Raw genomic sequence first — 18661 nt, forward strand, 5'->3', positions numbered from 1 at the left:
CCGATGCTGGTTTTCCCCAAACCACGGCGCGCCCCCGCGCACCGCGTTTCTTCACTTCGAGAACGACATCTTTCCCAGCGCCCACTGCCCCTGCCGCGGGTCGCCCGTCGCAAACACACACAAGGCATGCACATCGCCTGGAACGGGCGCGGATAGCTTCGCCTCCAGGTGCACTTGCCCGACCGATGGCGTGGCGTGGCCCAGCGGCAAGGTGGCCAGCCGTGGACCGTCGCACGCATTCGCATGGATCTCGATGGCGTCTTTCCCATCGTGGCCGCCACGCACTACGGCGCCGCGCGCTTCGTCGCCATAGCGCCACGGAAGCTTTTCAGCCGTGACGGAGACGTGCGTGGCGCCCGTGACGTTCGCCGTGCGCCACATCCAGCAGGCGTTGCCGATCTCCACGGCGTACACCGGGCTGGGCCCGTGCGTCGGCCTGGCACCCTGTAATCGGGATGGCGGTTCGCCCGAGCAACTATCCAGCGCGGTACCGTCACGGCGCCAAGGCGTCTCGTCGTCGAGCCGTATCGAGCGGGCCGCGGCCAGCACATTGCCATCCGGCGCGAACGTCGCCGCGCGCAAGGTGGTGCCGGCCGGCAGCGCGAGTGGCTGCGCATACGTTGCCGAGGCCGTGGCGGGTTCCGCGCCATCGATGGTGTAACGGATGACGCCGGCATGGACCTGGTTGTCGATCACGACACGAAGCCGGCCATCGGTTGCGTGCGATATCTCGAACGTCGGCGCGAATGCGCTATCCGCCGCGCCGATCCCCAGGGCGCGATACCGCGCCACTTCAGCAGGAAGCCGCGCCAGGAATCCGTTCCAGTCATGGGCCTCGGATGGCGACCAGCCCCGCTCCGCCAGCGCGGCGATGCGCGGGAACGTGGCGTGCTGGGTATGGGCGAACGTCAGCATCTGCTCGGCCCAGAGGCCAGCCTGCACGCCGATGATGTGTTTGGCTTCCTCGGCGCTCGTGCCCGGGGGCACCAGCTGCGAGTCATAGGCCTGGCGAAGCGTCACTTCGGGTGGCGGGCCGGCCCATTCGTCCGGATGACCGGATTGCAGGTGATCGAAATACAGCGTTTCCTGGGGCGTCATGACCACGTCGTGCCCTTGGCGCAAGGCGGCGAGCGCCACGCGCTCGTCGTGATCGCCATGCCAGGACATCACCACCTGCTCGCGAGGCAGCGCGACGCCGGCCGCCACTTCGTCGTCCCAGCCTACCGGCGTACGACCATGGGCCACGAGATACGCGGCGACCTGCTGCATGAACCAGGCTTGCAGCTCGTCCATGTTGGCGAGCTTCAGCGCCTTCATCTGCGCGTTGACCTCGGCCGAGGCGTTCCACTGCTGCTTGTCCGCCTCGTCGCCGCCAATGGATACGTAGCGCGACGGGAACAGCCGCATCACCTCGTCCATCACGTCGTCGACGAACCGCAGCGTCTTTGCGTTCGGATTCAGCAACCAGGGACTGACGCCCCAATCGGTCCACACGGGAGGACGCTTGCCGGTCACGCCAAGCCACGGATAGGCGGCGATGGCGGCCTGCGAGTGCCCGGGAAGATCGATCTCCGGCACGACCTCGACATAGCGCTCGGCCGCATAGCGCACGATGTCTGTGATCTCGGCCGCCGTATAGACCTTGCAATACGGCTTCGATCGCCCGCCCGACACCTCGCTATCGTTACCGACGGCTTCGCGGCACGCCCCTGCCGTGGACAGCTCGGGATACTTCGGGACCGGCAGGCGCCAGCCCTGGTCGTCGGTGATATGCCACACGAGCACGTTCAGCTTGTCGAGCGACATGGCGTCGATCAGGCGCTTGATGTCGGCGGCATCCTGATAGTGCCGGCTGGAGTCGAGCAACAAGGCACGCCAGGCGAAACGGGGATGATCCTGGATCGTCCCGTAGGGCACATGTGCCACGGCGCCACGCGTCCAGCCCGGCGGGGTCAGCAACTGCCATACCGTCACGCTTCCGTAGAAGGCGCCGCGTGTCGTGCGGGCCGTGACGACGATGCCGTGCTGGCCTACGTCGATCGCGTAACCTTCGTCGCCCGTGACATTCGCATCGGGACGTACATCGAACGTCACCGCCGCAGGAGCACCCGCGCTCGTCGTCTTGCGCATCGCCAGCCCGCGCACACTGGCGACACGACGCGTGAAGTTATCCACGACGGTTGCCAGGGCGGCGTCATCCGTTCCGCGCACGGAGATTCCCGCACCGTCGCCGATGTCGAATACGCCGGCATTCGCCGGTTTGGCGACCGCAGGCGCGGGTACCAGGGACCACGACGGCGTAGGTACGGCAGTGGCGAATGCATGGGTCGCCGGTACGGCGATGGCCACTGCCAGGCACGCCAGGACAAGGCGGCGACATGTCGTCGACACGCGCGGGCTCATGCGGCGGCACCCTGCGGCAGGGCTTCACGGTGGCGCAGGTACCAACGCGCAGCGCCTTGTACGCCGTGGTTACCATGCTCGGTGACCCACACCGGTACCTGCGCCAGCAAGGCGCGCACGCTACGCCCATGCAGGAATCGCTCTTCGAACGCGCTGGCCTTGAGCTGGTCGAACAGGGACGACAGGAAGCCACCGGCGAGGAAAATACCGCCCGTCGGGATGTAGGTCATCGCGAGGCTACCGATGAAACTCCCCAGGGCGGCGCAGAACATCTCCACCGCCTCCATCGCATGCCGACTGTCTTGCGTCGAAGCCGCCTGCGTAACGGCCTTCGGCGTCATCAGCACGGGCTCCTCGCCATCGAGCGCGCACAACGCCTGGTAGACAGTCAGCAAACCGGGCCCGGACACGATGGTTTCAACGGCTACGTAACCCCCATCCGGCGCGAGCCACGCCAGCACCTCGCGCTCGCGCAGCGAATGCGGGGCAAAATCCATCTGGCCGGCTTCCGTGGTCAGGACCGTCGCCCCGGCGACGCCGGGCACATGCACCGCCGCACCCAACCCCGTGCCTGGGCCGACCACCAGGGATGGTCCCAGGCCACGGCCCGGAGGACCGCACAGATGCCGGCCGCTCGCGGCCAACGGACCCTCGATGGCATACGCCAAGGCTTCGAAATCATTGAGAAGTGCGACGTCGACCAGGCCCAGCGTGGCGCGCAACGCATCGAGTCGGACAGGCCAGGGAAGGTTGTCGTTCACCACCTCGTCGCCCATCACCTGGCCGGCGCACGCCAGCACACAGCGCGATACCGGCGTATGCACGTCGGTGTCGATGAACGCCTGGAGCAGTGCGGCGAGCGACGGAAACGCGGCACAGGAGAACACCCGATAGGCGAGCGTCTCAATGACGCCCGACCCATCGTCGGCGACGCGCATAAGCGCGACGTGGCCGTTCGTGCCGCCGATATCGCCCGCAAGAAATTGCATGCCCGATGTACCCCCCACCCCTCGTGTGCCCCTGGGTGAATCATGTCATCCGCATGCCCCCGCACCGGATTGGACATCAGGGTGTAACGGGACTGACACCGGTGTCAAGGCATGCCGCAACAGGAGCTTCATCCCGGTGAGCCGGCCTCCTTTTAGCCCCGCCGTGTGAACAGACGCCCCTCCCATCGCCATCGGCCATCCATTAGTCTGCGTCCAAGACGGGCAACATCACTCCTACAAAATGCACGCCTACCGTGCATGCCTACCCGTTTATGTCAGTCGGGCCACGTGAAATCCCATGCCCTTATCCCATCAGCACATCATGGATGCCATATGGATTTGCTTCACATCGTGTCGTCTATTTGCAATTCATCTTCACTGAAAGAAGCGCTCTATAAGTACGCCGTCTCGAAATCCCTTCTAGGGGATTACAAATTCGTATTCGCATCCGATAGCGGCCCATCGCTCGGCTTCACCACGAACAAGTCATTTTCGAGCGGCGCGGCGGTCAGAGGCTTGTTTTCGTCAACGAATGTCGTCGTCATCGACAGCGACACATTCAACGAAATGGCAAGTGGAACGGCTACATTCCATATGGACCAGAGCCTATCGCTGGATACCCAGGCTGTGAGCTACCTGAGACCCCATATGCACGGGAAAAATCATCGACTTCCCTCCGACATGGACGAAGTATTTCGTTTCATATCGAAACCCAATGTGCAAATCGATCCGATGCCCTACGTGTTCGAGAACCTGCGCAACATGGGCGTCGATAATCGCGAGAAACCCATAAGGGAAATCCTTAACTGCTATGAAATACTAAGGACAATCGATGTCGAGCACCTTCAATCTGCAGGACTCGTTCGATCCACACTTTCCGAGATCGAACTGGAAAATTCTACCGACGCCCATTTGAATCGCATGCGAAGTCATCGCGCTGACGCGGTGTTCTATGGCGCCCTGGTTCAGCGCCACCGCTACCTATACGCGATCCTTCTCAAGATGGTTGACATCAAGCTATCTTCACCATCATCGAGCATCGATGAAATGACGATGAAGTTCCTGGAATTTTGTGACAAGGAACTGGCATGTATGTTTGGTCGTGAAGCAGTGCTAGCTCGCGCCTATTTCCTGCGCGGCCAGAACCTTACCTTCTTCGGCAAGATACAGAAGAACAAGTCGGATATCCTTGACGCCCTGGATAACATGGCGTGGGACCTGTATCACGTTCGTCAACTGGAAGAGACGATGACCCTGAATGTCAGCCCGTCGGCCAGATATCTCCTTCCTGCGCTTCTTACATTCGACAAGAGATTCATTGAAGTGATGGATCTTTACCCACTCAAGTCGATCGCATATAGAAAGGATGGCGGTCAGATACTTCCATTCCACGCCACTGACCTGCCTAGCGCTCTGGCATCATCCGATGAACAAAAACAGAGCATCTTCCAACGTTTCTACTCTGATCATGCAAGGGCCTCGCGATCGTCCCGCCTTGAAAAAGCAAGAGATCGATTAGGCGAAACGGTCGAAACATTGAAAGCATCCGTACGCAAGGCGGCGTGCGTGTAGAGAACGACAACCAGCCCCAGAGGTCATCGATTTACGATCAGCAGAAACGGGGATGACGTACGCTTCTGCTGATTGTGGCGAGCACGGCGAGGCCGATGGCGCGGCCTCACTGCCCTGTTTCGGGCGAAAGCATGCCGAGATCGCGCAACCAACGGTCCACCTGTAAAGGCCACTGCGTTGCGATCGTCGATGTCCCGCGCAAGCCGAAGGCATGACCGCCCGTCGCGTACAGATGCATCTCGACCGGCACGCCGGCTTTGGTCAGTGCGAGGTAGTAGCTCACCGAATTGCGCACGTCGTCGACCGGGTCGTTCTGTGCCTGCACGATGAAGGTCGGCGGCGCCTTGGTGCTTATCTTGTTTCTTGGATGCAGCTTCGCGCCATGTTCGTCCTGGTCCCACAGGTGCCCCGGATACATCGCGATCGCGAAATCGGGAACGGGGCTTTCCTTGTCCGCATCGTCCACTGACTTATAGCTCAGACGAGGATGGTTGCTGATATCGGCCACCATGTGGCCGCCCGCAGAAAAGCCGATCACGCCGATACGATGCGGATCGATATGCAAGGCCTTCGCCTGGTGGCGAAGCAGGACGACGGTGCGTTGTGCATCCTGCAACGCCATCGGCGCCGTGGGTTCCTTCGCACAGTTGCAATCGTCGTTCCACCACGGCCCCGAACCCGGCACGCGATACTTCAGCACGACGCACGTCGTGCCTTTCGCCGAGAAGGCGTCACAAATCTCGGTGCCTTCCAGGTCGATGGCGAGTACGCGATAGCCGCCGCCGGGAAATACGACGAGGGTTGCTCCGGTGTTCGCGCCCTTCGGCGGATAGATCGTCATCGTGGGGCGGGTCACATTCACCACGGATACCCATGGCTTGCCCTGCACCGGCTTGTGTTCGTCCACCGTGCCTTCCGGCCCCTTCACCGGTGGCCTGGCGATGGACAGGGCGTCCGGCCATAACGGTACTTGGGTCAACGGCGCCGGGGGTTGCCACGGTGCGTCGGGATGGACCTTGTCGGCGGCGCGCGACGGCAGGCAAGCAAGGGCGAGCCACGCCGCGGCGGCGACGGGAATGAAACGCAAGGACATGACCTGTCTCCCTGGCATGGATGTCGCCACCCATGGCATCACCGAGATGTGGCGATTCCGGGGCGCTTGCCGGGCCATCCGCAGACCAAGGACGCACAGCCCCAGCCCAGCCCCTACAATGCCGGCACCATGCCTGTCTCGTTGCTATCGCTTTCCGCCTTGATGGACCCGCTGCGCGGCTTCGTGGCCGTGGGTCGACGCATGAGCATCACTCGCGCCGCCGAAGATCTCTGCCTGACCCAGTCCGCCATCAGTCGGCAAGTGGCCGCGCTGGAAAGCCGGCTGCGTGTGAAGCTGCTCGTGCGCGGCCATCGCGGCATCTCGCTCACGGCCTAAGGCGAGACACTGTTCCGCACGGCCGACGCCGCCTTGCAGCAATTGCAGGACGCGGTGGAGGCCCTCGGTGACGAGACGCGTCGACGCGCCATCACCCTTACCGCCAGCATCGGTGTGACAGGCCTCTGGTTGCTGCCACGCCTGGGTCGTCTCCAGGCACGCCATCCCGATATCGAACTACGCATCGCCGCGCAGAATCGCCTCGTCGACATCGAGCGCGAGGATGTGGACCTCGCCATCCGCTATTGCTCGCGCAAGGCGGCACCGGAGGGGGCGATCCACCTGTTCGACGAGGCGCTGGCACCCGTCGCCCATCCCTCGCTGGCGTCGGCATCGCTCGCTGACCAGGTGTTGCTCGAATTCGATGACCCCGGCCGCCCCTGGCTGCGCTGGGATGCCTGGCTGAAGCGACATGCTCCCGACGTGACACCACGCGGCATTCTGCGCTTCAACCAATATGACCAGGTCGCGCATTCCGCCATGGCCGGCCAGGGCATCGCACTGGGGCGCACTCCCCTGCTCGACGCGATGCTCGGCGACGGTCGGCTGGTGATGCTGTCCGCGCCCGAGGCCCCGCACGACAACGATCACGGTTACTGGTTACTCAGCACGGATAACGGAGACGCGACACGCGCGGTGGTGGAGTGGCTGGTCGCCGAGGCGAACCCGTCCCGCTGAGGCATGCGCGACGCGCATGCCTCGCATGACGAATCAGCGTTTGAAGCGTGGCGCCGGTGAGGGTCGAATGCGACCGAGGTTTCCACCGGAGTTAGCCATGTACCTTCCCGTATCGGAGCGAACGCCTGGCGTCATCGCCAGCATGAGCTATCTGGTGCAGACCCACGAACGTCCATTCCAGTACGCCTATCCACCACCGGAGGGCGAACCCTGGGAAAGCGATCGCTTCGACGAGCGCGCGACGTTCATCGCCGACGCACGGCGGATCGCCGGCACGGTACACGATCGCGGCTTCGAACTGCGCGACGCGCCCTCCGAGGTACGCGACTTCGAGGACAGGGACGAGGTCGAACGGATGTATTACCCGGAAGTGGCTGCGCTGGCCCTGGCCGCGACGGGCGCCCGGCAAGCCCATGTTTTCGACCATCTTGTCCGCAAGCGTGAAGCGGATCGCCGCGCCTTGTCGTTCGGTCGTGCGTCGCGTGGGCAGGCAGCGGCAGCCAACGGGCGCATCCATAATGACTACACCGAGCAATCCGGGCAGCGGCGGCTCGGCCTCGTGATCGGCGACGCCGAAGCTTGTGCCAATGGCTCGCGCTACGCCATCGTCAATGTCTGGCGCTCCATCCGTGGCCCGGTACGAGACACACCGCTGGCGGTGTGTGATGCGCGCACCATCGATGCCTCCGAACTCGTCGCGGCCGACGTGCTGTATCCGCGACGCAAGGGCGAGATCTATCTTTTACGCCACGGTGAGCGACACCGCTGGTCGTACTTTCCTCAGATGGATCGGCACGAGGCCCTGGTCTTCAAGCAATACGATTCGCAGGTGAGCGGCGTCGCGCGCTACACGCCACACGCGGCCTTCGAGCTTCCGGATGTCCCCGAAGGCACCCCGCTGCGCGAAAGCATCGAGGCGCGCTGTCTCGTCATCTTCGATGAAGGACGACCATGATCGAGTTCTGGTTCGACTTCGGCAGCAACTACAGCTATCTCTCGGTGATGCGCATCGAGGCGCTCGCACGGCGCCATGGCGTCACCGTGACGTGGCGTCCGTTCCTGCTCGGCCCGATCTTCCGCTCGCTGGGATGGGAGTCGTCGCCATTCCTCGCCCAGGCACAGAAGCTACGCTATGTGTGGCGCGACATGGCGAGACGCTGCGATGCGTATGACCTGCCGTGGACCGTGCCCACGACCTTTCCGCGTCGCTCCATCCTGCCCGCCAGGGTCACCTTGCTTGGCGCCGGGGAGCCATGGATCGGCGAGTTTTGTCGCCAGGTCATGCAGATCAACTTCGCTGCGGACCGGGATATCGACGGTGCCGACACCATCGCCCGCGTGCTCGATCGACTGGGCCTGCCAGCGAACGACCTCCTTGAACGCGCGCTTTCCCCGGCGAACAAGGAGGCGCTGCATGCGCAGACCGCCCGTGCCGCATCACTGGGCATCTTCGGCGCACCGACGTTTTTCGTCGGCGACGAGATGTTCTGGGGCGACGACCGGCTGGATGACGCCATGGCCTTCGCAACCCGACCGATATCCTCCTGACATGACATGACGCTAGACTTCCCTTTTTGGAACCAAGGAAGACCATGGCAAGGATCCATCTCGTCGAAGGCCCCGTCGGCGCCGGCAAGTCCACCTATGTCGCCACACTCCAGCAGAAACATGCGGCACCCGCGTTGATCCTCGACGCCTGGTTCGTCCGCCTGTTCAGCCCGGATCGTCCGGCGGAAGGGCTGATGGCCTGGTATGTCGAGCGCAAGGAGCGCTGCTTCACGCAGATATGGACCACGGCGCGCGACATCCTCGGTCGCGGCCATGACGTGGTGCTCGAACTCGGCCTCGTGGAGCGCGCCAACCGCGAACGTTTCTACGCGATGGCGGACGAGGCCGGCTACGACATCAGCGTCTACCTGCTCGACGCCCCGCGCGAGGTGCGCCGTGAACGCGTGCAGCGGCGCAATCGCGAGAAGGGCCCCACCTTCGCCATGGAGGTACCGGACGCCTTCTTCGATCTCGCCAGCGATCACTGGCAACCCATGGACGAGGTGGAGCGCGAGCTGCGCGACGTGATCGTCGTCACCGAGGCCTGACCCTCAGCCCAGGCGCATCGACAGTTCCACATCGTCGGCGAACGGAATGGAAAGGTAACCACCTGCGGGCGAACGCATGCGTGCGAGGTAATCCGGGTTGTACTCGGCGTTGTCGGCGACGATGAGCGCACCCGGACGCAGGTGGCCTTCCACGAGATCCAGCACCTCGCCATACAGTGATTTGGCACCGTCGAGCAGCAGCAGGTCCACCGAAGTCGGCAGGCCCTGTGCCAGGGTGTTCAACGCATCGCCTTCGCGGATCTCGACCAGATCGATCAGACCGGCTTCCGTCAGGTGCTTCCGAGCACGCGCCACCTTCGATGGCTCGAACTCGCAGGTGACGATATGGCTACCGCCGTTGTCGCGCAGCGCGGCGGCGAGGTACAGGGTGGAAATGCCGAACGAGGTACCGAACTCCACGATGCTGCGCGCACGGCAGTGACGCGCCAGCATGTAAAGCAGCAGGCCCGTCTCGCGCGACACCGCGAGCGGCATGTCCTTGAGGTGGCCGTAGAAATCGAGGTAATCGGTCTTGCTGCGCATCATGCGGCCGCGATCCTCGGCGGACAGCCCGGCCAAGGCCAGAGCGCTCATCGGCGACACCGCCGATGCCTCGGCAAACAGACGATCGATCAGGGGCGCCACAGGAGCGCTGGTAAGGGTGGACATGGGGGTGATCTCCGGGGGCAGATGCGTTCTTCTCGACGCTCGAATAGAATGCGATCAGTTCGTCAGGTTTTCTAATCGCATTGCGAGCCGCCCATGCCCGACCGCCGCAACCCAACGATTTCACTAAGGAAAACGCCGAAGCAGGCGCGTTCCGAGGGCCTTGTCGCCATCGTTCTCGAAGCGGCGGCTCAGGTTCTGGCCAAGGAAGGCGCCCAGCGATTCACCACCGCCCGGGTGGCCGAGAAGGCGGGCGTCAGTGTCGGCTCGATCTACCAGTACTTCCCCAACAAGGCCGCGATCCTGTTCCGCCTGCAAAGCGATGAATGGCAGCAGACCTCCGCGATGATCCGCGACATACTGGAGGACGCCTCGCGACCGCCGTCGGTGCGCCTGCGCCGCCTGGTACACGCGTTTATCCGCTCGGAATGCGACGAGGCCGACATGCGCTCCGCGCTCAACGACGCCGTGCCGCTGTATCGCGACGCCCCCGAGTCGCACCAGGTGCGCGCCGAGGGCCAGCGCATTTTCGAGAACTTCCTGCGCGATGCCCTGCCCGGCGTGCCGGACACCGTGTTCGCCCTCTCGGCCAACCTGATCGCCACGACGCTGAAAGCGGTGGGCAAGGAGTTCTCGGATACCCCGCGAACCGACGACGCCATCGCCACCTATGCGGAGGCCGTGGCGGACATGCTCTGCGCCTACCTGGACGACCTGCGCGCACGGCACGCTTGAAACGCGCCCATCCTCCCTGTTACGTTTCGCACGCGGTCCTGACCGGACTGTCGTAAGCGTTCACGTCAACCAACGCGCATCCGTATTGCGAATTCCACGTTCGCGAACTTGCGCCCGAGTTGACGACATGAAAACGCCATCCTTTCTCGCGACACCCTTGTTTGGCCGCGCCATCGCACCCGATCGGCTGAGCCTGTTCCTCTTTTTCCTTGCCAGCCTCGCCGACGGCGCGTTGATGCCGTTCTTCGCCCTGTGGGCGCAGCACGAGGCGAATATCCCCATCGGCTACATCGGCCTGCTGCTCGCCTGCTACGCGGGCGGCGAACTGGTTGCCACGCCCCTGCTCGGCGGCATCGCCGACCGTATAGGCAGGCGCCCCGTGCTGTTGTGCTCCACGCTTGGCGTAGGTCTCGGCTTCGTACTGCTTTCGCATATGCATGGCGTGATCGCCATCGCGGCCTGCCTGCTCGCCATCGGCGTATTCGAATGCGCCCTGCACCCGACCGTGCAGACGGTGATCGGCGATGTGGTGTCGGAAGATCAGCTGCGCATGCGCTTTGCGTCCGCGCGCATCGCCTCGGGTGTCGGCCATGTCGTCGGTCCCGCGCTGGGCGCGGCGCTGGCGTTGCTGTCGTTGAACACCGTGTTCGTCGGCTGCGGCGTCACGCTGTTGCTCGCCGCGCTGCTGGTGTTCTGCCTGATGCCCGAAACACGCCCGGATCATGCGCGTGCGGCGCACGACGACGAGGAAGACGAAGAAGGCCTTTCCGCCTTGTTTCCCGCGTTTCGCGATCGTCGCCTCGCTACGCTATTGCTTTGGTTCCTGGCATTGGAAATCGTGGACGGGTGGTCCGCGGCGGTGATCCCGCTTTACGCGAACGGCGAACATGCCTTGTCGCCATCGGGCGTGGGCCTGTTGTTCACCTACGCGGCGGCGGTCATGGCCGTGTTGCAATGGCCGGTATCGAAGTGGAGTGAGCGTATGTCGTCGTATCCGCTCGTCCTCGGCTCCGGTGTAGCGCTCGCCGGCGCCTTCGCGCTGTTGCTGCTGCCACCGGTACCGCTCACCCTCTATGCGAGCGTCACGTTGTTCGCGCTGGCACAGGTGCTATTCGGCCCGCTGGTGCCGGTGACGGTGAACGCCCTCGCACCACCGAAGGCCCGCGCCTCGTACATGGCGGCCGTCTCGACGGTCAACGACCTGAAGGATTCGGCCGGACCGGCGACGGGTATGTTTCTCTACGGCCTATCCGCGTCGCTGCCCTGGATGCTCGGCGTACCCATCGCCTTGGGTGCCGCGGCGGGACTGGCTACGACCCTCCGCCGGCACGAACGCGGAGCGCAGCCGACATCATGACGACGTGCGATCACTCGCCCACGGACAAGGCATCGCGCAGACGCTTGATCTGCTGATTGAGCGTGCTCAGCTCCTCACCCGTCATGCCGGCGCGCGCGGCGAGCGCGTCGGCAAGACAGCGGGTCTTCGTATGCAGCGCACGGCCGGTGGACGTAAGCCGCACGTTCACCTGGCGCTCGTCGGCGGGGCTGCGCTGGCGTTCGACGAAACCGGCCTGCTCGAGGCGCTTCACCAGCGGCGTGATGGTGCTGGGTTCCAGCGCCAGGCGCGTGCCGATGCCGCCCACGGTGAGGCCGTCGGTCTCCCATAGCGCACTCATCACCAGGTACTGGGGATAGGTCAGGCCGAGGCCGTCGAGCAGCGGCTTGTAGGTGCGGTTGATGGCGATGCCGGCGCCATAGATGGCGAAGCAAAGCTGGTCGTCGAGGGGGAATGGCGCGTTGTTCGACATCGTGTTGCCCGATATATCAATGACTTGATGGCGAAAAGCTTATCACGATAAAAAAGTGCTTGACAAGGAATTGGGGCGTCGGCAATCTATTTCTTATCGCGATAATGTTTATCGCGATTAACTACTCATCGCCCGTCACGCCCACCGGAGATACCGCCATGACCATCCGCAACCGCCTCGCTTCCGCCCTCCTCGCCCTGACCCTGGCCGGCAGCGCCGCCGCGCCCGCCCTCGCCGCGGACACCGCTTCGGCCACCGAAGCCAAACCGACCATCGTGCTCGTCCACGGCGCCTTCGCCGATGGCTCGTCCTGGAACAAGGTGATTCCGCTACTCCAGGCCAAGGGCTACAAGGCCATCGCCGTGCAGAACCCGCTCAGCTCGCTCGAAGACGACGTCACCGCCGCCAAGCGCATCATCGACGCGCAGACTGGCCCCGTCGTGCTGGTCGGCCACTCCTGGGCCGGCACCGTGATCACCCAGGCCGGCGCGGACGACAAGGTCAAGGCGCTGGTCTATGTCGCCGCCTTCGCTCCCGCGCAGGATGAAACCTCGGTCGAGAGCGTGAAGGGCTTCCCGGCCTCCCCGGGCCTGGCCAAAGTGGTGAAGAGCCCGGACGGCTACCTCACCCTGCCCGCCGAGGCGGTCGCCAGCGACTTCGCCCAGGACGTGCCCAAGTCGGAATCCAGCCTTATCGCCGCCACGCAGGGGCCGGTGCGCGCCGCTAACTTCGAGCAGAAGGTCAGCGTCGCCGCATGGAGCAGCAAGCCGTCGTGGTACATCGTGGCGGCCAATGACCGGATGATCGATCCGGGCGCCGAGCGCGCGCTGGCGAAGAAGATCCACGCGAAGACCACCGAACTGAAGACCAGCCACGTGCCGATGGTCTCCAACCCGCAAGCGGTGGCGAACGTGATCCTGGACGCGGCGAAGAGCGTCCGCTGATCCGCGACACGCTGTTGTAGGAGCGCGCTTGCGCGCGATGGGGGTTGCCGCAAGCACCCATCGCGCGCAAGCGCGCTCCTACAGTCAGTAGGGGAGTCAGGATTCTTTGCGTGGCTTTCGCGCTCGCTTCTTTGGCGCGGTCTTGGTGGCTTTCGGGGTGTCTTTCACCGCCGGCGCCGCCGCGGCGCCCATCTGCTCCAGCCACGACAGGTCGTCCACGTAGGACAGGAAGTGGCGAAGGTAGTCCGGCGACAGTTCGCGCATCAGCGCGATCGAGCGATGCACCAGCGCGCTGGAATTCAACGGACCGGCATCGCGTGGGGCGTGCGCCAGCGACTGGCGGAACTGGGTTTCCGAACGCAGTACATCCCAAGTGCGGTGGATATCGTCCAGCGCCGGCAGCTCGGGATACGACGGTGCTGGTGGGCGCATGGCGTCCACCAGCAGGCCCAACGGGCCGCGCGCAGGCTCGGTCGATGCGGCATCGGAGGATGTCTCGTCGACATCCTCGAGCATCGCCAGCTTCGCGGCAATCGCCTTGCGCGCAGCACCCTCATGCAAAGCCGCACGACGGTCCAGCGCCTCGATCAGCGTGAGGCGAATCGTGTTGAACGCATCACGGGCCATGGGCGTTCGACGGCTTCGGCATCGGTGCGATCTCCACGCGACGGTTCTTCGCGCGACCATCGTCATCCGCATTGGAAGCAACCGGCTGTTCGGCACCGAACGCCGCCGCGAACACCGACGAGGCGGGCACGCCTTCGGCGACCAGCGCACGGGTGACGGTCAACGAACGCTGGGCCGAGAGCTCCCAGTCATCCGCATAACGGCGATTGCCTTCATGCACCACCTGGTCGTCGGTGAAGCCGCTGACCATGAGGATCTCGTCACGCGTGCGCAGATAGGCGATAAGCGGACCGGCAAGGCTCTTCAACAACTCACGCCCTTCGGGCTGGAGCTGGTCGGAGTTCAAGGCGAACAGCACGCTGCCGCTGATCCCGATACGGCCATTCACCAGCGTGACGCGCCCGGCAGCGAGCGGGCCGGCCAGCGCCTGTTCCAGCGTCATGCGACGCTGCGCCTCGGCCTGGTGCTGCTTCACCTCCTGGTCGAGTCGGCTCGTCAGCTGCAACTGCACGCCGATCACGCCCACGAGGATCAGCACGAAGGCACCGAGCAACACCGACATCAGGTCGCCGAAGGCGGCCCAGATCGGCGTGCTCGATTCACCCTCGACTTCGATCTCGTCGTTCATGCCGCGTCGTTCCCGGCGACCTCTCGCTGCGATGCGAGACGCTGCATCTCATCGAGGATCTGCTTCTGCGACAGCACGCTGAGATCGACCACTTCGCGCGCCTGTGCGACGTAGTAGGCCAACTGTTCATCGCTGCGCACGGAGGACTGGTCCAGCGTTTCGGCAATCTGCTGCAAGCGTTCCATGAGCTGGTCGTTGGACGCGCCATAGGACTGCACCGCCGCGCCGAACGCCTCGCCCAGGCTCGCCACTTCCGCCGCGCTGCCAGTGACCTGCGCGGCCACCGTCTCCAGCTTGCCGGTTTCGGCTTCGATATGGTCGGTGAAGCGCGTGCCCACACGTTCCAGCAATTCCGCCGAGCTGCCGACCAGCGCGTCGATCGCCGTGCGCTGCTCCACCGAGGCGTGATTCACCGCGTCCAGCAGGGTTTCCAACGTCGCCAGCAGGCGCGTGCGTTCTTCCAGCATGGCGGTGTCGCGGACCATGCTGTCCGACAGCTTCTGGCGTAGCTCGCCGACGACCTCGGCCGCCACCTTCGGCGCCTCGGCGGCCGCTTCCACCAGGCGCGAGATTTCCGCGATGGTGTCGTTCGCGTGCACCTTCGCACTGGCAGTGATGGCGTCGGCCGTACGCTCCAGCGTGTCGCAGATGGCCTGCTGACGCTGCGTCGACTGCTCGCCCACTTGCTCCCACTGCGCGTGCAGCGTGGAGGCCACGGTACCGAACGCTTCCGATGACGACTGCGCGAGGCGTGCCACCTCGGCGATGGTCTGTTCGGTGCGCTCCTGCTGGCCGTCCATGACCGCCTTCGCGCTGCTCTCGAAGCTCTCGCGGATCGACGCGTCGCGTGCCGATGCACGCTCGCTCGCTTCGTCCCACTGCGCGCGCAGCGTCGAGGCGACCGAACCGAAGGCTTCCGACGACGACTGCGCGAGACGCGCGACTTCGGCGATGGTCTGCTCGGTACGCTCCTGCTGGCCTTCCATGATGGCCTTTGCGCTGCTCTCGAAACTCTCGCGGATCGACTCGTCGCGCGCCGCCGCACGTTCGCCGGCTTCTTCTATCTGCGTACGCAGCGTAGACGCCACGGTGGCGACGGCTTCCGACGACGCCTTCGCCGTACGCGCCACTTCCGCGATGGTGTCGTCCGCGCGCGCCTGCGACGTGGTGGCGATCGCATTCGCGGTGCGCTCGAACGCCTCGCACGTATCCTGCTGACGCTTTGCCGCCTGTTCACCCACCTCGCGCCACTGCGTGTGCAGCGTGGAGGCGACCTCGCCCAACGTGTCCTTCCAGGTGGTCAGACGCTGCGCGTCACGCGACTCCAGCACCGACTGCATGTCGGCATGGGAGCGGGTTACCGCATCCACCAGCGACGCGGCCTGTTCGCCCAGCGACGTCGTCGCGCCCGACAGCGCCTGCGCATGGCGCGTGGCCAGCGCATCGTTCGCGGCCTCCTGCTTCGCCAGGGCGTCGGTCCAGGCCTGCGCTGCCGAACCGGCGGCGGCATCCACGCGAGAGGCCACATGCTCGACCAAGCCGGCCGAACGCTGCTCAAAGGTCTCGCTGAACTGCGCGAGCGAGCCGCGCAGATCGGCCACCAGCGTTTCGTTGGCCTGACGCTGCTGCGCAAGCGCCTCGCTCCACACCGACGACATGGCCTTACTGGACGCCTCGAAACCGCTGGACAACCCATCGAGCTGTCGCTGCACGGCCTGCGTGACGGTATCGCGCAAGGCGTTCGATTCGCTGGCCAGGCCCGCCATGGTGGCTTCCACCGCAGGCTGGATCGACGCGCTGGCGGCACGCGCGCTATCGGCGATGCCCTCCTTCAGCGACTGCTCCACCGAGACGGCAAGGCGCGTGTAGATGGCTTCGGCCGTCGTATGGAATGCCTGCTGGCTGGCCAGCTGACGCTCGGTCGCGGCCGCGTTGTGCTGCTCGATCGAGGTCATCATGGCCTGCAGGCGATCGACCAGCGCCGGCATCGCCTCCGCCTGCTCACGCGCCAGACGCAGCGATTCTTCGCGGCGATAGGCCTGCGAGTGCACGCGCAAGGTGGTGGCCACCTTCGTATCCAGCGCCTGCACCACGTCCACGCGCTCGCGACGGCACAGCGCGGAAAGCAGGCCCAGCATCGCCGACGTGGCGACACCCGCGATCGACGTACCGAACGCGAAACCCAGCCCCTTCACCGGCGCCGCCAGCGAACCGCGCATGGCCTGAAGATCCGTGGCGCTTTCCAGCGCCAGGCCGGTACCACGCAGCGTCGCCATCATGCCCAGCAAGGTGCCCAGCATGCCCAGCAATACCAGCAGGCCCACCAGGTACGGCGTGAGCGTCGGCGCCGGCAACGCCACGCGCTCGCCCTCCACGCGCAGGCGGACCGCGTTACGCAGCCCCTGCGGCAGGCCACCCAGCCAGGTATCGAGGCTGGTCGGTGACGACGACAGGTCCGCCACCGAACGGCGCAGCGCCACCGTCGCCTGACGGTAGCGATACAGCTCCAGCGCACCGGCCAGATAGCAGGCCCCCACCAGGGCGGCCACGGCCGCCCCCAGCGGATTGGAGCCCACATAGCCCACGCCGATCCAGCACACCACGGCCAGGCCGGCAAGGAATACGACGGGATAAAGGAGGTTTCTGAACATGATTTCCCGGTTAGCTGGTACGAAGCGCCACGAGCAGGCCTTCGATCGGTTGAAAACGAACATCCAGTTCGGCGAGCAACACGCTCTGCATGTCCTTGCGGAAGACATCGACCCACCCCAACGAGGCATCCGGCGCGGCAGCGCGCAGTCGCTCGAAATGGTCGGCCAGGAGGATCGGCACATTGGCCAGCAGGCTGTGCTCCAGCGGGCTGAGCGACCGCTCCATCACGGCATCCACCTCCGCCAGCCGAGCCATGGCCGCGGAACGGCCAGCCAGCATGTCGCGCAGGTCGCCGCGCAGGCGGCCCGTGGCGGCCTGCATGGCACGCTGCATGGTGAGGTAGCGCTGGCGAAACACGATGTATTCGGGCGGCGCATCCGCCGCCGGCACCTGCCCACCCCGGGCCGGCACGGCCACCGGCTCACGGCCGGTGACGATGGCCTGGGCCAGTTGGGCCCTGACCCGCACGCACTCGTCCTCCTCGGCGGAACCGAAGGCGGGGGCGTCCGGATCGGCCTCAGGCACCCGGCCGTCCAGCGCCGTGGACAGCGCGATGGCCTGATTCCAGGCCAGCCAGCGGCTTAGCCGGTCCGGGAGCGATCCCCCGGGCTGCGGAGCATGAGCCCCGGCGATCCGGGCGAGTAAGCGGATGAACGTCGGCCCGCGGACCGTCGCTCGTTCAGGTACCTGCACTTAGGGTCCCGCTGCGAAAAAACGGGCATTTTACACGCGAATGACAGGGGGGTATCCGGGAAGCTGAACGGGCGGCGGGACTGGCCTGAAGCGCCTTTGCTGACCGGATAGACCGGCTTTTCCCTAACCGGAACGATACCTACGTAAAAGCCGATGCAGCGCCGCGGCATGACTGGCAAACCGAGGCGGTGGGTTCCGGCCTGCGCCGGAACGACGAAGCGCGTCGTCGCACCGGCGAAGGCCGGTGCCCACGGCGATGCATTCGGTTCTTACATCACCTCTCTTGTAGGAGCGCGCTTGCGCGCGATCCCGCGCAGCGGGCCAGGTCATCGTTACCGTCTGATCGCGCCCCACGTCGTTCCAACGAACGCTGGAACCCAGCGCGATGCGATGGGTTGTCGCGAGTGCGCGTTACCTACGTAAAGGCCGGTGCAGCGTCGTCGTGTTGCTGGTGAATCGAGGCGCTGGGTTGTCGCGAGTGCGTTACCTACGTAAAAGCCGATGCAATGCCGTCGTGTTACTGGTAAACCGAGGCGGTGGGTTCCTGCGTACGCAGGAACGACGGTGAGGTAACTTTTGAGAATCCTTCCATAGGCAAGCACGCACGTAATTTGTTACCGTGCATGCGTTGTTTGCGGGTTCGTGTCACGTGTCGGCAAACAACCATCGCTCGTAAGCGGTAAGAAGCGCGGGCCGCAGGTGCTAGTAACACCTCCGACCCGCTAACCACAATCAACTGTT

At 64.8% G+C, this 18661-nt stretch carries 18 protein-coding genes; 9 read left to right on the forward strand and 9 right to left on the reverse strand.

Annotated elements, in window-relative coordinates; all coding sequences use genetic code 11:
• Nucleotides 1-51: 51 nt before the first annotated feature.
• Both GAK28_RS11425 and GAK28_RS11430 read right to left on the reverse strand, forming a co-directional pair.
• Nucleotides 52-2403 (reverse strand): family 20 glycosylhydrolase, encoded by a 2352-nt coding sequence (locus GAK28_RS11425; RefSeq protein ID WP_291778781.1) that lies wholly within the window; start codon nucleotides 2401-2403, stop codon nucleotides 52-54.
• The gene (locus tag GAK28_RS11430; RefSeq protein ID WP_291778784.1) at nucleotides 2400-3392 is read right to left on the reverse strand and encodes a glucokinase; all 993 of its coding nucleotides are present in this window, start codon (nucleotides 3390-3392) and stop codon (nucleotides 2400-2402) included. Before GAK28_RS11430 ends, GAK28_RS11425 begins: the two co-directional genes overlap by 4 nt.
• Before the next feature lie 333 nt (nucleotides 3393-3725).
• Here GAK28_RS11430 and GAK28_RS11435 point away from each other — a divergent pair, with 333 nt between their 5' ends.
• Complete coding sequence (locus GAK28_RS11435; protein ID WP_291778787.1) at nucleotides 3726-4964, forward strand: hypothetical protein; 1239 nt, start codon at nucleotides 3726-3728, stop codon at nucleotides 4962-4964.
• A 106-nt stretch (nucleotides 4965-5070) separates the two neighbouring features.
• On the opposite strand, the gene GAK28_RS11440 is transcribed toward GAK28_RS11435, so the two are convergent.
• Nucleotides 5071-6057, reverse strand: coding sequence for an alpha/beta hydrolase (locus tag GAK28_RS11440; protein WP_291778790.1), 987 nt, complete (start codon nucleotides 6055-6057; stop codon nucleotides 5071-5073).
• A gap of 48 nt (nucleotides 6058-6105) precedes the next feature.
• On the opposite strand from GAK28_RS11440, the gene GAK28_RS11445 reads away from it, so the two are divergent.
• The 5 genes from GAK28_RS11445 to GAK28_RS11465 all read left to right on the forward strand — a co-directional run bounded on the left by GAK28_RS11445 (nucleotide 6106) and on the right by GAK28_RS11465 (nucleotide 9167).
• A complete protein-coding gene (locus GAK28_RS11445; RefSeq protein WP_291778792.1) occupies nucleotides 6106-6393 on the forward strand; it encodes a LysR family transcriptional regulator in 288 nt (95 codons plus the stop codon).
• A 33-nt stretch (nucleotides 6394-6426) separates the two neighbouring features.
• Complete coding sequence (locus GAK28_RS11450; protein WP_291778795.1) at nucleotides 6427-7071, forward strand: LysR substrate-binding domain-containing protein; 645 nt, start codon at nucleotides 6427-6429, stop codon at nucleotides 7069-7071.
• A 97-nt stretch (nucleotides 7072-7168) separates the two neighbouring features.
• Nucleotides 7169-8026: a CmcJ/NvfI family oxidoreductase gene (locus tag GAK28_RS11455; protein WP_291778798.1), complete on the forward strand. Its 858-nt coding sequence runs from the start codon at nucleotides 7169-7171 to the stop codon at nucleotides 8024-8026.
• Entirely contained in the window at nucleotides 8023-8619 is a 597-nt protein-coding gene (locus tag GAK28_RS11460; protein ID WP_291778801.1) for a 2-hydroxychromene-2-carboxylate isomerase, read from the forward strand. The genes GAK28_RS11455 and GAK28_RS11460 overlap by 4 nt, the downstream gene beginning before the upstream one ends.
• A gap of 44 nt (nucleotides 8620-8663) precedes the next feature.
• Nucleotides 8664-9167, forward strand: coding sequence for an AAA family ATPase (locus GAK28_RS11465; protein WP_291778803.1), 504 nt, complete (start codon nucleotides 8664-8666; stop codon nucleotides 9165-9167).
• 3 nt (nucleotides 9168-9170) lie between these two features.
• Here the strand turns inward: GAK28_RS11465 and GAK28_RS11470 are convergent, their stop codons facing one another.
• Nucleotides 9171-9836, reverse strand: a complete 666-nt coding sequence (locus GAK28_RS11470; protein ID WP_291778806.1) for a class I SAM-dependent methyltransferase — start codon at nucleotides 9834-9836, stop codon at nucleotides 9171-9173.
• 93 nt (nucleotides 9837-9929) lie between these two features.
• On the opposite strand from GAK28_RS11470, the gene GAK28_RS11475 reads away from it, so the two are divergent.
• Both GAK28_RS11475 and GAK28_RS11480 read left to right on the forward strand, forming a co-directional pair.
• Nucleotides 9930-10568, forward strand: a complete 639-nt coding sequence (locus GAK28_RS11475) for a TetR family transcriptional regulator (protein WP_291778809.1) — start codon at nucleotides 9930-9932, stop codon at nucleotides 10566-10568.
• Nucleotides 10569-10695: 127 nt separating this feature from the next.
• Nucleotides 10696-11925, forward strand: coding sequence for an MFS transporter (locus GAK28_RS11480; RefSeq protein ID WP_291778812.1), 1230 nt, complete (start codon nucleotides 10696-10698; stop codon nucleotides 11923-11925).
• 10 nt (nucleotides 11926-11935) lie between these two features.
• Here the strand turns inward: GAK28_RS11480 and GAK28_RS11485 are convergent, their stop codons facing one another.
• Nucleotides 11936-12376 carry a MarR family transcriptional regulator gene (locus GAK28_RS11485; protein WP_291778815.1) on the reverse strand — a complete coding sequence of 147 codons (441 nt, stop codon included), beginning with the start codon at nucleotides 12374-12376 and terminating at the stop codon, nucleotides 11936-11938.
• Between the two features lie 158 nt (nucleotides 12377-12534).
• On the opposite strand from GAK28_RS11485, the gene GAK28_RS11490 reads away from it, so the two are divergent.
• The gene (locus GAK28_RS11490; protein ID WP_291778818.1) at nucleotides 12535-13320 is read left to right on the forward strand and encodes an alpha/beta hydrolase; all 786 of its coding nucleotides are present in this window, start codon (nucleotides 12535-12537) and stop codon (nucleotides 13318-13320) included.
• Nucleotides 13321-13416: 96 nt separating this feature from the next.
• Here the strand turns inward: GAK28_RS11490 and GAK28_RS11495 are convergent, their stop codons facing one another.
• Genes GAK28_RS11495 through GAK28_RS11510 form a run of 4 tightly spaced genes read right to left on the reverse strand, consistent with a single transcriptional unit; the run spans nucleotide 13417 to nucleotide 17920 of the window.
• Entirely contained in the window at nucleotides 13417-13947 is a 531-nt protein-coding gene (locus GAK28_RS11495) for a DUF2894 domain-containing protein (RefSeq protein WP_291778821.1), read from the reverse strand.
• Nucleotides 13937-14575: an OmpA family protein gene (locus GAK28_RS11500; RefSeq protein WP_291778824.1), complete on the reverse strand. Its 639-nt coding sequence runs from the start codon at nucleotides 14573-14575 to the stop codon at nucleotides 13937-13939. Before GAK28_RS11500 ends, GAK28_RS11495 begins: the two co-directional genes overlap by 11 nt.
• Nucleotides 14572-17226, reverse strand: a complete 2655-nt coding sequence (locus GAK28_RS11505) for a DUF802 domain-containing protein (protein ID WP_291778826.1) — start codon at nucleotides 17224-17226, stop codon at nucleotides 14572-14574. The genes GAK28_RS11500 and GAK28_RS11505 overlap by 4 nt, the downstream gene beginning before the upstream one ends.
• 10 nt (nucleotides 17227-17236) lie before the next feature.
• A complete protein-coding gene (locus GAK28_RS11510) occupies nucleotides 17237-17920 on the reverse strand; it encodes a DUF3348 domain-containing protein (protein WP_291778829.1) in 684 nt (227 codons plus the stop codon).
• Between the last annotated feature and the right edge of the window lie 741 nt (nucleotides 17921-18661).

Origin of the sequence: Luteibacter sp. (assembly GCF_009912395.1) — a bacterium.
Lineage (GTDB): Bacteria > Pseudomonadota > Gammaproteobacteria > Xanthomonadales > Rhodanobacteraceae > Luteibacter.